This is a genomic window from Bradyrhizobium sp. HKCCYLRH2047, from assembly GCF_051168175.1.
Lineage (GTDB): Bacteria > Pseudomonadota > Alphaproteobacteria > Rhizobiales > Xanthobacteraceae > Bradyrhizobium.
On record NZ_JBNPUM010000010.1, the window covers coordinates 53208 to 66233 of the forward strand.

The window sequence follows — 13026 nt, forward strand, 5'->3', positions numbered from 1 at the left end:
TCATGGGGACGCTCCGGCGATCGAGAAGCGATACACCGTCTCGTGCTTGTAGACCTCGTTGGGCACGAGACGCGCGCTGGGAAAATCCGGACGGTTCGGACTGTCCGGCCAGACCTGCGGCTCGAGGCAGAGCGCGTCGGATTGGCGATAGACGCGGCCCTTGCCGCTCACGGTCGCGTCAATATAGTTGCCGGAATAGACCTGCAGGCCCGGCTGATCGGTGAGCAACTCCATGATCCGTCCCGACCGCCGCGACTCGATCCGTGCCGCGAAGCGCACGCCGTCGCCGGCGCGCAGACAGAAATTGTGGTCATAGCCGCGGCCGCATCTGATCTGCGCATCGTCGGCACGAATGCGCGCGCCGATCGCATGCGCGTCGCGGAAATCGAACGGCGTACCAACAACGGTGTGCGGCGGCCCCTCCAGCGGGATCGCCGTTTCGTCGATCGCCAGGTAGTGGTCCGCAGCGAGCGTCAGACGGTGATCGAGAATATCGGTGCCGGCGGCCAGGCCGTCGAGATTGAAGAAGCTGTGATTGGTCAGGTTGACCACCGTCGTCCGGGTGGTCCGGGCGCTGAAGCTGACAGCCAGCTCCATCGGCCCGGTCAACTGATAGGTGACACGGACGTCGAGCCGCCCCGGATAGTTGGCCTCGCCGTCGGGGCTGACATAGAGCATCGTGACCGACGGCTGGGCACCGTCCTCGGTGGCGACAATCTGCCAGAGCTTGCGGTCGAAGCCGTCCGGGCCGCCATGCAAGGCATGCGCGCCATTATTCGCTTCCAAACGGATGTCCTGACCATCGAGCACGAAACGTGCCCGGGCGATGCGGTTGGCGTAGCGCCCGACCGTCGCGCCGAAAAATTTCCGGAGCAGCAAGTAGCTCAGCAGGTCGTCATGTCCGAGCACCACATCATCAACGCGGCCTTGCGCATCCGGTACCAGCAGCGCCTGCAGCGCCGCGCCGTAAGTGATGATCCGCGCCTCGAAGCCGTCGGCGCCACGCAAGGTGACGCGCTCGACCTCGCGGCCGTCCGGCAGGCTGCCAAACACATCCCTGGTGATATCAGCCTCTGCCATCGCTCTAGTCCTCGAACGGCTCGACGAAGTGGCGGCGGCCGAGCAGGAACGCGTCGGCCACCAGCCGCAGCGGCGCGAGATCGACGTCACCAGCGCCGGTCTTCGTCAGCTCGACGAAGCGGCGATAGAGGCCGGGATATTCGCGCTCCTTCTCGTCGATCATCACTTGGTCATCCGCGGTCATCCGCGCGCCGCCGAGCGACAGCTTGAGTTGCCCGGCGTCGGTCTCGATCCGGATGTCCCAGCTCTGCGGCCCGGTCTGGCGGAAGTCGAACTCGGCCGCGATCGGCAGCTCGCTGGCTGTCGACAACGACAGGTTGGCCGCGATCGGCGCCTGGCGGTTGGACGGAAACGACAGCTCGGCCTCGGTCAGGAACACCGGCTCGGGCAGGATGCGGGTCAGGATCGACAGTGCGTTGATGCCGGGATCGAACACGCCGAGACCGCCCGGCTCCCAGATCCAGGCCTGGCCGGGATGCCAGACACGCACGTCCTCCTTCCAGTCGATCCGCACGCTGCGGATCCGACGCTGTGACAGCCATTGCCGCGCCGGCTCGACGGCCGGGGCGTAGCGCGAATGCCAGGTCGCGAACAGCGTGCGCCCCTTTGCGGCGGCGAGTGCAATCAGCGGATCGAGCTCGCTGACGGCAGCACCGGGCGGCTTTTCCAGCATCACATGCTTGCCGGCCTCGAGCGCCGCCAGCGCCTGCGCACGGCGCACCTGCGGCGGCGTGCACAACGCAACCGCGTCGATCTCGGGACCATCGCGCAGCAGTTCCTCGATGGTGCCGAAATGCGGCAGGCCGGGCAGCGAGGCGTTACGGCTTGCGACGGCCGTCAAGGTCACGCCCGCGGTGGCGGCGATGGCCGGCACGTGCTGATCCCTGGCGATCTTGCCGAAGCCGACGATGGCGACACGAAGCTCGCTCATCTCTAGCGTCCCCAGCGCAGCACCACCGGGTCGAGCCGGCGCGCGATCTCGACCAGACCCTTCTGTGTCGCCGGATGGATCGGCGGCTGCGGCGCGCGCAGCGTGTCGTGCTTGATCACGCCGCCCGCCTTCATCAGGATCTTGCAGGTCGCAAGGCCGCACTGCCGGTTCTCGTAGTTGATCAGCGGCAACCAGCGCTCATAGGCGGCGGCCGCGGCCTCGCGGTCGCCCGCGAAATACGGATCGATGATCTTGCGGATGCCGTCGGGATAGCCGCCGCCGGTCATCGCGCCGGTGGCGCCGGCATCGAGGTCGGCCATCAGGGTGATCGCCTCCTCGCCGTCCCACGGGCCTTCAATCGCCACGCCGCCGGCCTCGATCAGCGCCCGCAGCTTGTCGGCGGCGCGCGGCACCTCGATCTTGAAATAAGCGAGGTTCTCGATCTCCTTGGCCATGCGCGCCAAGAACGGCACCGACAGCGGCGTGCCGGCGACCGGCGCATCCTGCACCATGATCGGGATCGAGATCGCGTCGGAGACGCCGCGATAGAACTCGTAGATCGAGCTATCCGGCACGCGGAAGGTCGCGCCGTGGTAGGGCGGCATCACCATGACCATGGCAGCGCCCTTCTCCTGCGCCCGGCGCGAGCGCTCGGCGCAGACAAAGGTCGAGAAATGCGTCGTCGTGACGATGATCGGCACGCGGCCGGCGACATGCTCCAGCACGGTCGTCATGACCAGATCGCGCTCGTCGTCGGTCAGCACGAACTGCTCGGAGAAGTTGGCGAGGATGCAGATGCCGTGCGAGCCGGCATCGATCATGAAGTCGATCGCGCGCTTCTGGCCCTCGAGGTCGAGACGGCCGTCGGCGTCGAACACGGTCGGCGCCACCGGGAAGACGCCCTTGTAGAGCTTTTTGGCGGAAGCGGTCATGGGCACCTCTTTAGTGATTGTCGCGCGGCACGGGCGAGCCGGTGCGGCCGACCAGGAAGTCGAAATCGACGCCGCGATCGGCCTGCAGCACGTGATCGATGTAGAGCTTCTGATAGCCGCGGGCCGCATGCGGCTTCGGCGGCGTCCAGGCGGCGCGGCGCGCGGCGAGCTCCTCGTCGCTGACATGCAGATGCAGCCGGCGGCCAGCGACGTCCAGCGTGATCATGTCGCCATTCTTGACCAGCGCCAGCGGTCCGCCGACGGTGGCCTCCGGCGCGACATGCAGCACCACCGTGCCATAGGCCGTGCCGGACATGCGCGCGTCGGAGATGCGGATCATGTCGCGCACGCCCTGGCGCAGCACTTTCGCCGGCAGCGGCATGTTGCCGACCTCGGCCATGCCCGGATAGCCCTTCGGGCCGCAGTTCTTCAGCACCATGATGCAGGACGCATCGATGTCGAGATTGTCGTCGTCGACGGCGTCATGCATCTCCTCGACGCTCTCGAACACGACCGCGCGTCCGGTGTGGTTCATCAGCTCCGGCGAGGCCGCCGACGGCTTGATGACGGCGCCGTTGGGCGCGAGGTTGCCGGTGAGGATCGCGATGCCGGCTTCGGTCTTGAACGGGGTCTCGAACGGCGTGATGACCTCGGCATTGTAGTTCGGCGCCTCGGCGACATTGTCCCACAGCGTCCTGCCGTTGACGGTGCGGGCGTCCTTGTGCAGCAGGCCGCGCTCGCCGAGTGCGCGCAGCACCGCCGGCAGGCCGCCTGCGTAGTAGAAGTCCTCCATCAGGAAGCGGCCCGACGGCATCAGGTCGACCAGGCAGTGCACGTCGCGACACAGACGGTCGAAATCGTCGAGCGTGAGCTCAACGCCGACACGTCCGGCGATCGCAAGCAGATGCACCACAGCGTTGGTCGAGCCGCCGATCGCCGCGAGCGTGCGGATCGCATTCTCGAACGCCTGACGGGTCAGAATGTCCGATGGCTTGAGGTCTTCGCCGACCATCTCGACGATGCGCCGTCCCGCCATGCGCGCGAGCAGGTTGCGGCGCGCGTCGGCCGCCGGAATCGCGGCATTCTCGGGCAGGCCGATGCCGAGTGCCTCGACCATCGAGGCCATCGTCGAGGCCGTGCCCATGGTCATGCAGCTGCCGGCGGAGCGGTTCATGCCGGCCTCGGCCTCGTGGAATTCCTTCAAGGTGATCTCGCCGGCACGCAGTTGCTCGCTCATCGAGATGATGTTGGTGCCGGAGCCGATGATCTGGCCGCGATAGACGCCGCGCAATTGCGGACCGCCGGAGACGCCGATCGCAGGCAGGTCGGCGGAGGCCGCGCCCATCAAGAGCGCCGGCGTGGTCTTGTCGCAGCCCATCAAGAGCACGACACCGTCGAGCGGATGCGCACGGATCGCCTCCTCCACATCCATCGAGGCGAGATTGCGGAACAGCATCGCAGTGGGACGCATCGTCACCTCGCCGAGCGAGGAGACCGGAAACTCCAGCGGATAGCCGCCGGCATCGAGCACGCCCTGGCGGACATGCTCGGCGATGACGCGGAAATGCGCATTGCAGGGCGTCAGCTCCGACCAGGTGTTGCAGATGCCGATGACCGGACGGCCCTCGAAGCGATCCTGCGGCGTGCCGCTGTTCTTCAGGAACGAGCGATAATAGAAGCCCATCTTGTCCTGGCGGCCGAACCACGCCTGGCTCCGCAGCTGCTTGTCTGACTTGTCGTTGCTCATTCCTGGTCCGTTCGTGCAGCCGATTGCGCATGACGCCGCCGGCCGTTGTAGATGACTTCGATCATGGCCTCCGAGGCGCCCTCGGGATTGCCATCTGCGATCGCATCGATGATGCGCTGGTGCCAGACCAGCACGGTGTCCCGGTCGGCGGTTTCGATCGGCGCGCTCAGGACGAACGACGCGCGCAATGCCGCCTCGATGACCGCGCCGATCGAGCGCATGAAGGGATTGCCCGAGGCATTGGCGATCGCGATGTGCAGAGCGAGGTCGGCTTCGGCAAAGGCGATCGAGGTCGACGGCTCGCGCTCCATCTGCGCCATCGCCTGGTTCATCGCGGCGAGATCGTCGTCGCTGCGGCGCTCTGCCGCGAGCGCCGCGGCGCGCGGCTCGATCGCCAACCGGATCTCGGCGAGGTCGGCAAGAAAGCGCTTGTCGATCCCCGCGTCGAGGTGCCAGGCGAGCACGTCGGGATCGAACATGTTCCAGTCCGAGCGTCCGCGCACCACGGTGCCGACGCGGGCCTTGGTCGACAGCAGACCTTTTGCAACGAGGGTCTTCACGCTCTCGCGCAGCACCGGCCGTGAAACGCCGAAAGTCGCGGTCAGCTCGGCGTCACCCGGCAACCGCGCGCCCTCGGCCAGACGGCCCGAGATGATGTCGATGCCGATGCTGCGGGCGACCTCGGCATGGTTGGAATGCGCGCGCCGGGTCGGAATCGAGACGATGTGCGACGTCGTCATGTCGGCGCCCCCACCGGCTTGGCCGCGGCGGGCTTGACGGATGAGCGGCGCGCGAGCGCCATCAGACCTTGCTGCAGCGCAATGAAAACGAACAACAGAACCCCCGTGGCGATCTTGGTCCACCAGCTCGACAACGTGCCGTCGAAATTGATGTAGGTCTGGATCATGCCCTGTATCAGGACGCCAAGGAAGGTGCCGATGACCGAGCCCTGTCCGCCGGTCAACAAGGTTCCGCCGATCACCACGGCAGCGATGGTATCGAGTTCGACACCGACGGCCGAAAGCGAATAGCCGGCCGCGGTGTAGAACGAGAAGACGATGCCGGCGAGGCCCGCAAGCATGCTCGACAGCATATAAATGCGGATGGTCATCGGCCCGACCGGAATGCCCATCAGGGCTGTCGCCACACGGCTGCCACCGAGCGCGTAGACGTTGACGCCGAACCGGGTCAAATGCAGCAGCAACGCGCAGAGCACCAGGATCACCAGCATCGCAATCGCGATCGCGGTGAGCCGTCCGCCGCCTGGCAGGCGGATCGCGAAGTCGGAGACGGCACTGTAGATCGGGGCGGTGATCGGAATCGATTCGGTCGACAGCAGGAAGCTGACGCCGCGCGCCAGGAACATGCCGGCGAGGGTCACGATGAAGGGCGGCAGCTCGAACACGTGGATCACCGCGCCCATCGCGGCACCGAACAGCGCGCACAGCACCAGCAACATTGCGAAGGCGGCGAAGGGCGGGATGCCCCAGCGCTCGACCGCGAGCGCCACGAATACCGTGGTGAAGCCGATCACCGAGCCGACCGAGAGATCGATGCCGCCGGAGATGATGACGAAGGTCATGCCCGCGGCGACGATGCCGAGGAAGGCATTGTCGGTGAGCAGATTGGCGACGACGCGGGTCGAGGCGATGTTCGGGAATTGCAGCGCACACAATGCGAAGCCGGCGACCAGCACAAACGCCGTGATCGCAACCGAGGTCGATGCTCTCATGGCTTGATCCTCCGCCAGCGCGCGGTGAAGCGCGAGAGATCGCCGAGCCGCGGCGATTGCGCCAGCAGCACGGCAAGCACGACAACGGCCTTGACCAGCAGATTGAGCTCCGGCGGATAGCCCGACAACAGGATGCCGGTGTTCACGGCCTGGATGATCAGCGCGCCGGCCACCGCCAGCACCAGGCTGAAGCGGCCGCCGAACAGCGAGGTGCCGCCGATCACGACGGCGAGGATCGCATCGAGCTCGAGCCACAGCCCGGCATTGTTGGCGTCCGCCCCCATGATGTCGGCTGCGGCGATGACGCCAGCGAGCGCCGCGCACAGGCCGCACCAGACATAGACCGACAGGATCATGGCGCGGGTGCCGACGCCGGAGAGCTCGCTGGCGCGGGCGTTGCCGCCGGTCGCCTCGATCAACAGCCCGAGCGCGGTGCCGCGCACGACCGCCCCCGTCAACAGCAGCATGCCGATCGCGATCACGACCGGGGTCGGCAGGCCCAACACGGCGCCGTTGCCCATCCACACCAGATCCGGCGAGGTGAAGGTGACGATGCGCCCTTCGGTGATGAGCTGCGCGATGCCGCGCCCCGCCACCATCAGGATCAACGTGGCGACGATCGGCTGGATGCGCAGGACAGCGACGAGAATGCCGTTCCACAGCCCGCACACCAAACCGACAGCGAGCGCGGAGCCGATGACCACCGGCAGCGAATGCGTGTCGGCGAGGCTCGCCGCGGTGGCGCCCGCGATCGCCATCACGGCGCCGACCGAAAGGTCGATCCCTCCCGTCGCGATGACGAGCACCATGCCGAGCGACAGCAGCGCCACCGGCGTGCCGCGGTTGAGCACGTCGATGACGCTGCCGAACAGCCGGCCGTCCTGCAGATGGAGATTGAAGAACTGCGGCGAGACTGCGCGATCGATGATCAGGATCACGATCAGCGCGAATGCCTGCGCAAGACCGCGGCGCGGAATGCGGAGCGTCATGATGCGGCCTCATGCACGGGCTCGCCATCCGCGGCGATCGCCGCGAGGATGCTGGAGACTTCGACCGCCTCGCCCTTCAGCTCCTCGACATGGGCGCGGTCGCGCAGCACGACGACGCGGTTGGAATAGGTCACGATCTCGTCGAGCTCCGAGGAGATCACGAGCAGCGCCAGCCCCTGCTCGCACAGCTCACGCACCAGACGGATGATCTCGGCATGGGCGCCGACGTCGATGCCGCGCGTCGGCTCGTCGAGGACGAGGAGCTTCGGCGACGTCGCGAGCCAGCGCGCCAGTAGCGCCTTCTGCTGGTTGCCGCCCGACAGCAGCCCAATGGGACGTTCCGGATCCGGCGGCCGGATGTCGAGCATGCGGATGTAACGCAGCGCGATCTCGTCCTGCTCGCGCCGCGACAGCGGCCGATGCAGCCCGCGCCGCGCCTGCAGCGCCAGCACAATGTTCTCGCGCACGGTGAGGTCGGCGACGATGCCCTCGGTCTTGCGCTCCTCGGGGCAATAGCCGAAGCCGAGCCCGGCACCATCGCGCGGCGAATTCAGCCTGATGGCCTTGCCGTCGATCGTGACCTCGCCGCTGTCGGCGCGCTCGGCGCCGAACACCAGCCGCGCCGTCTCGGTGCGGCCGGAGCCGAGCAGGCCCGCGAGCCCGACGACCTCGCCACGGCGCAGCTCGAGATCGAACGGCGCGAGATAGCCGCGCTTGCCGTAGCCCTTGAAGCTGACGCAGACCTCCCGCGCCGTGTCGGGCTGGCTCGCCGCGCGCTCGTGCGTGGTCTCGGCGAGCTCGCGCCCCAGCATCATTCTGATAAGGTCGAGCCGCGGCAGATCGGCGATCTCGCGCGTGCCGATCAGCCGGCCGTTGCGCAGCACCGTGACGCGATCGCAGATCTCGTAGACCTGATCGAGGAAGTGGCTGACGAACACGATGCCGATGCCATCAGCCGCGAGCTTTCGCATCACCTTGAACAGGATCTCGACCTCGTGGCGGTCGAGGCTGGCCGTGGGCTCGTCGAGAATGAGGACGCGCGCCGACAGATCGACGGCGCGCGCGATCGCGGTGATGTGCTGGACCGCGACCGAGTAGCTCGAAAGCGGCGCGCCGACGTCGATGTCCAGCCCATAATCAAGCAGCAGCGCGTGCGCGCGCCGGCGCATCTCGGCCTCGCGTACGACGCCGAACCGCGTCGGCTGCCGGCCAAGGTAGAGATTTTGTGCCACCGAGAGGTTCGGCAGCAGATTCACTTCCTGATAGACCGTGGCGATGCCGGCATCGACCGCGTCCTTGGCCGAGCGTGGCACAATCTCGCGATCGGCGAGCCGCACGGTGCCGGCGTCACGCGCAAACACGCCGGTGACCACCTTGATCAGGGTCGACTTGCCGGCGCCGTTCTCGCCGAGCAGCGCATGGATCTCGCCCTCACCCAGAGTGAAGTCGACGTCATCAAGCGCCTTCAGCGCCCCGAAGCTCTTGGTCAGGCCGCGGATCTCCAGCAGGGCTGGACGCGTTGCCGGCGGAGCTGAAGGATCAGACATGACGAACTACTTGGCGCGACGATTGGACATCAGCCAGGAAGCTGACGCCCGCCGAATGAGCGGACGCCAGCACCTGATTTCGTCGTCCCGGCGAACGCCGGGACCCATACCGCGGAATAGTCGATTGAGGCACTGGGCCAATACCGCAGACCTCACAAAGATCGGTGGCTATGGGTCCTGGCGTTCGCCAGGACGACGGCAACAACATAGGCTTCAGCTCAGTAGCCCAAGCCCTTCTTGCTGTCGTAGACCTTCTGCGGATCGTCAGTCGCGGTGTAGAGCTTGGATTCCGTCTGGATCCACTTCGGCGGAACGGTGCCCTTCTCCTTGAAGGCCACGATCGCGTCGAACGCCGGCCCCGCCATGTTCGGCGTCAGCTCGACGGTCGCATTGGCCTCGCCCGCGGCGATCGCCTTGAAGATGTCCGGCACCGCGTCGATCGAGACGGTCAGGATGTCCTTGCCCGGCTTGAGGCCGGCTTCCTTCATCGCCTGGATCGCGCCGACCATCATGTCGTCGTTGTGGGCATAGACCGCGCAGATCGACTTGCCGCCGTTCTCGGCCTTGATGAAGCTCTCCATCACCTCCTTGCCCTTGGCACGGGTGAAGTCGCCGGTCTGGCTGCGCACGACCTTCAGGTTGGCGTTCTTGGCGACGACGGCGTCAAAGCCCTTCTTGCGGTTGGTGGCGACGCTGGCGCCGACCGTGCCCTGCAGCTCGACGACGTTGCAGGCCTTGCCGCCGACCGTCTTGGCGAGCCACTCGCCGGCGACCTCGCCCTCATGCACGCTGTCCGAGGTGACGGCGGTCAGATAGAGGTCCTTGCCGGAGGGATCGATGTCGCGGTCGAGCAGTACGACCGGGATCTTGGCTTCCTTGGCTTCCTTCAGCACGGCGTCCCAACCCGAAGCCACGACCGGCGCGAGGAAGATCGCGTCCACGCCCTGGGCGATGAAGGAGCGGATCGCCTTGATCTGGTTTTCCTGCTTCTGCTGGGCGTCGGCGATCTTCAGGTTGATCTTGCGCTTGGTGGCTTCCGATTTCGAGACCGAGGTCTCGGCGGCGCGCCAGCCGGACTCCGATCCGATCTGCGAGAAGCCGACGGTCAGCTCCGCGGCGCCAGCGGACGTGGCAAGCAACAAGGCGGCCGTGGCCGAGGCCGCAAAGAGGGCTTTCAGGGTCATCAGACGTTCTCTCCCACAAAGGTACTGTTTTTTGATGCGCCGCCGCGACAGCGGTGTTGACGCACCTATTCACCCGCCTCGACGGCCGGTGACGTCCGTTATTTCACGGAACCTAGGGGATGACTAGTCATATTATTTGACTGTAATACTTTTTGAGGATGACGGGCGCGAGCGCAGCCTCACGCTGCCGAAGATGAGCGTTGGGCACAAACAAAATTCGAAGTTGTGGATAGGCCAGATCAGCGCAGCTTCGTCGCCTCGCGGGCGCGCTGCTCGATCGCGGCCCAGGCACCGGCCTTGATATCGGCTGCGGGTGCCACCCAGGAGCCGCCGATGGCAACGACCTTCTTGTGCGCCAGCCATTGCGCAGCGTTGCCGGCATTGATGCCGCCGGTCGGGCAGAAGCGGACGTTGGGGAACGGCCCCGCCAGTGCATCCAGTGCGGCGAGCCCGCCGGCCGGCACCGCGGGAAAGAACTTCACCAGCTCATAGCCCCGCGTCACGCAGGCGATGAGATCAGAGGCGGTCTGAATGCCCGGCGCGAACGGCATCTCGCCGGCATTCGCGGCGTCGAGCAGGCCGAGCGAGAGGCCCGGACTGATCGCGAAGGCGGCGCCGAGCCTGGCGGCGCGCTCGTAGTCCGCCGGCGTCAGCACCGTGCCGATACCGACGACGGCGTCCGGCACCTCATCGATGATCGCGCGCGCGGCATCGAGCCCCGCCTGCGTCCGCAAAGTGATTTCGATGACGCGGAGGCCGCCGGCGACGAGCGCACGCGCAAGCGGCACGGCATGCGCCGCGTCCTCGATCGTGATCACCGGGATCACCGGCGCCAGCGCGAAGACCGCATCGAGCTTCGCGCGCTTGTCCAAATTGTTCATCACGCCTCGCTCATCGTCAGAATGTCCCGCGGCATCGCGGTGGCCGGGATCACCGCCCCCGGCGCCATGATCACGGCACCGGCGAGCCGGTGGCCGGCCAAAGCCGCCTTGCGGGGCGGCGCGCCCTTGATGCGCGCGGCGAGATACCCCGCATTGAAGGAATCGCCGGCCGCCGTGGTGTCGATCGGCTTGAGCACCGCAGGTGGCGCGATGTCGACCAGCACGCCATCGGCATGGATCAGGCAGCCGCGCGCACCGCGCTTGACCACGACCTCGTTGACCCCGGCGTCCTTGAAGCGGCGCAGGCTGACGGAGGCGTCGGCATCGCCGAACAGCATCTGCTCGTCCTCCAAGGTCGGCAGCGCAACGTCGACCAGCGGCAGGATCGCACGGAACGCGCGCTGGGCGACCTCGCGGCTGGCCCAGCCGCGCGGCCGGTAGTTGCCGTCGAACACCACGCGCGCGCCGCGCTTGCGTGCGACCGTCAAGAGCTCGCGCAGCTTGGCCTTGCCGGTCTCGCCATAGAGCGAGAGGCTGATGCCGGAGAGATAGATCCAGTCGAAGCGCGAGAGCCTGTCGAGCATATCGCGATCGGCGCGATCGAACAGCTCGCGCGCCGGCGCGCGGTCGCGCCAATACAGGAAGCTGCGCTCGCCCTTGGCATCGCGCTCGATCATGTACAGGCCGGGCACGCGGCCCTCGACCTGCAGCACCTCCGAGGTGTCGATGCCCTCGGCCTGCCAGGCCGCAAGCATCATGGCACTCAGGGGATCATCGCCGAGCGCCGTCACGTAGGAGGTGGGCACGCCGAGCCGCGCCAGATAGAGCGCGGTGTTGAGCGTGTCGCCGCCGAAGCCGCGCCGGAACAGCGAGCCGTCCTCCTGCGCAAACTCCACCATGCACTCTCCGATGCAGGCGACTTTCATCGGCGTCAATCCATCCATCAAAACGTCAAATGAACCTTCATCGACCGGCTGCGATCGCTGGCGAGCTCGAAGGCGGCGACCGCCTGCTCGAATGGCAGCGCAGCCGAGATCAGCGGCTTGACGTCCAGCAGCCCCTCGCCCATCAGCCGCAGCGCCAGCTCGAATTCGCGGTCGAACCGGAACGTGCCGCGCAATTGCAGCTCCTTCGTGACCAGCGTGTTGAGCGGCAAGGTCATCTCGCCGCCGAGCCCGAGCTGGACGATGACGCCGCCGGGCCTCATGACGTCGAGCGCGGCCCGCAAGGCGGCCTGGTTGCCGGAGGCCTCGAACAGCACGTCGAACGTGCCCTTCCCGCTCCGCCACGGATCGAGCGCCGACGGCTCCGCCCCGACATTGAACGCATGGCTGGCGCCAAGCTTGCGCGCCACCGCCAGCGGCGCATCGGCAATGTCGGTGACCACGATCTCGGCCGCACCGCCGTAGCGCGCCACCAGGATCGACAGCGCGCCGATCGGGCCGCAGCCGGTCACCAGCACGCGCTTGCCGAGCAGCGAGCCGGCCTGATGCGCCGCATGCAGGCAGACCGACAGCGGCTCGGCCATCGCGGCCTCACCGAGCGACAGCGACGGCGCGATCGGCACTGCCTGCGAGGCATCGACAGTGACGAACTCGCGGAAGCCGCCCTGCACGTGGGGATCACGCATCGCGCTGCCCATGAAGCGCATGTCGAGGCATTGGTTGCGCAGCCCCTCGCGGCAATAGCTGCAGCGGCCGCAGGGCAGGCTCGGATTGACGGCGACGCGCGTGCCCTCGGCGAGGCCGGTCACGCTCGCGCCGACCGCGGCGACGACGCCTGCGATCTCGTGCCCCAGCGCCATCGGCTGCCTGATGCGCACGGTGCCGAAGCCGCCGTGATGATAGTAATGCAGGTCCGAGCCGCAGATCCCGCCGGCCTCGATCTTGACCCGCACCTCGCCGGGTCCCGGCGCCGGATCGGGAAAGCTGTCGATGCGCAGATCTTTCGGCGCGTGAATGACGACCGCACGCATGGCCGGCCTCCCTGTCTATTGTCTTCCG

12 protein-coding genes are annotated in these 13026 nt (G+C 67.1%); all 12 read right to left on the reverse strand.

The genetic code is table 11. The annotated features are described in order from the left end of the window. Positions 1-1080 (reverse strand): aldose epimerase family protein, encoded by a 1080-nt coding sequence (locus ACQR1D_RS23440; protein WP_434839139.1) that lies wholly within the window; start codon positions 1078-1080, stop codon positions 1-3. 4 nt (positions 1081-1084) lie between these two features. Further along, positions 1085-2011, reverse strand: coding sequence for a Gfo/Idh/MocA family protein (locus ACQR1D_RS23445; RefSeq protein ID WP_434839140.1), 927 nt, complete (start codon positions 2009-2011; stop codon positions 1085-1087). A gap of 2 nt (positions 2012-2013) precedes the next feature. Then, a complete protein-coding gene (locus ACQR1D_RS23450; protein ID WP_434839141.1) occupies positions 2014-2943 on the reverse strand; it encodes a dihydrodipicolinate synthase family protein in 930 nt (309 codons plus the stop codon). A gap of 10 nt (positions 2944-2953) precedes the next feature. Further along, a complete protein-coding gene (locus tag ACQR1D_RS23455; protein WP_434839142.1) occupies positions 2954-4690 on the reverse strand; it encodes an IlvD/Edd family dehydratase in 1737 nt (578 codons plus the stop codon). Further along, positions 4687-5430: a FadR/GntR family transcriptional regulator gene (locus ACQR1D_RS23460; RefSeq protein ID WP_316177969.1), complete on the reverse strand. Its 744-nt coding sequence runs from the start codon at positions 5428-5430 to the stop codon at positions 4687-4689. The genes ACQR1D_RS23455 and ACQR1D_RS23460 overlap by 4 nt, the downstream gene beginning before the upstream one ends. Continuing rightward, complete coding sequence (gene yjfF / locus ACQR1D_RS23465) at positions 5427-6422, reverse strand: galactofuranose ABC transporter, permease protein YjfF (protein ID WP_434839143.1); 996 nt, start codon at positions 6420-6422, stop codon at positions 5427-5429. The genes ACQR1D_RS23460 and yjfF overlap by 4 nt, the downstream gene beginning before the upstream one ends. After that, positions 6419-7411: an ABC transporter permease gene (locus ACQR1D_RS23470; RefSeq protein WP_434839144.1), complete on the reverse strand. Its 993-nt coding sequence runs from the start codon at positions 7409-7411 to the stop codon at positions 6419-6421. The genes yjfF and ACQR1D_RS23470 overlap by 4 nt, the downstream gene beginning before the upstream one ends. Continuing rightward, a complete protein-coding gene (locus tag ACQR1D_RS23475; RefSeq protein ID WP_434839145.1) occupies positions 7408-8958 on the reverse strand; it encodes a sugar ABC transporter ATP-binding protein in 1551 nt (516 codons plus the stop codon). The genes ACQR1D_RS23470 and ACQR1D_RS23475 overlap by 4 nt, the downstream gene beginning before the upstream one ends. Before the next feature lie 218 nt (positions 8959-9176). Continuing rightward, positions 9177-10142 carry a galactofuranose ABC transporter, galactofuranose-binding protein YtfQ gene (ytfQ, locus tag ACQR1D_RS23480; protein ID WP_315804466.1) on the reverse strand — a complete coding sequence of 322 codons (966 nt, stop codon included), beginning with the start codon at positions 10140-10142 and terminating at the stop codon, positions 9177-9179. Between the two features lie 239 nt (positions 10143-10381). Beyond that, positions 10382-11026, reverse strand: a complete 645-nt coding sequence (gene eda, locus ACQR1D_RS23485; RefSeq protein WP_316177963.1) for a bifunctional 4-hydroxy-2-oxoglutarate aldolase/2-dehydro-3-deoxy-phosphogluconate aldolase — start codon at positions 11024-11026, stop codon at positions 10382-10384. After that, positions 11023-11919, reverse strand: coding sequence for a sugar kinase (locus ACQR1D_RS23490; RefSeq protein WP_409997971.1), 897 nt, complete (start codon positions 11917-11919; stop codon positions 11023-11025). The genes eda and ACQR1D_RS23490 overlap by 4 nt, the downstream gene beginning before the upstream one ends. Before the next feature lie 47 nt (positions 11920-11966). Continuing rightward, positions 11967-12998: an L-idonate 5-dehydrogenase gene (locus ACQR1D_RS23495; RefSeq protein ID WP_434839146.1), complete on the reverse strand. Its 1032-nt coding sequence runs from the start codon at positions 12996-12998 to the stop codon at positions 11967-11969. Positions 12999-13026 lie beyond the last annotated feature (28 nt).

Bases quoted from the DNA above. Each gene is read 5' to 3' on its own strand.
- ytfQ (WP_315804466.1), bottom strand. From the start codon at position 10,142: ATGACCCTGAAAGCCCTCTTTGCGGCCTCGGCCACGGCCGCCTTGTTG.
- ACQR1D_RS23460 (WP_316177969.1), bottom strand. From the start codon at position 5,430: ATGACGACGTCGCACATCGTCTCGATTCCGACCCGGCGCGCGCATTCC.
- ACQR1D_RS23495 (WP_434839146.1), bottom strand. From the start codon at position 12,998: ATGCGTGCGGTCGTCATTCACGCGCCGAAAGATCTGCGCATCGACAGC.
- ACQR1D_RS23455 (WP_434839142.1), bottom strand. From the start codon at position 4,690: ATGAGCAACGACAAGTCAGACAAGCAGCTGCGGAGCCAGGCGTGGTTC.
- ACQR1D_RS23440 (WP_434839139.1), bottom strand. From the start codon at position 1,080: ATGGCAGAGGCTGATATCACCAGGGATGTGTTTGGCAGCCTGCCGGAC.
- ACQR1D_RS23475 (WP_434839145.1), bottom strand. From the start codon at position 8,958: ATGTCTGATCCTTCAGCTCCGCCGGCAACGCGTCCAGCCCTGCTGGAG.
- ACQR1D_RS23450 (WP_434839141.1), bottom strand. From the start codon at position 2,943: ATGACCGCTTCCGCCAAAAAGCTCTACAAGGGCGTCTTCCCGGTGGCG.
- yjfF (WP_434839143.1), bottom strand. From the start codon at position 6,422: ATGAGAGCATCGACCTCGGTTGCGATCACGGCGTTTGTGCTGGTCGCC.
- ACQR1D_RS23470 (WP_434839144.1), bottom strand. From the start codon at position 7,411: ATGACGCTCCGCATTCCGCGCCGCGGTCTTGCGCAGGCATTCGCGCTG.
- ACQR1D_RS23445 (WP_434839140.1), bottom strand. From the start codon at position 2,011: ATGAGCGAGCTTCGTGTCGCCATCGTCGGCTTCGGCAAGATCGCCAGG.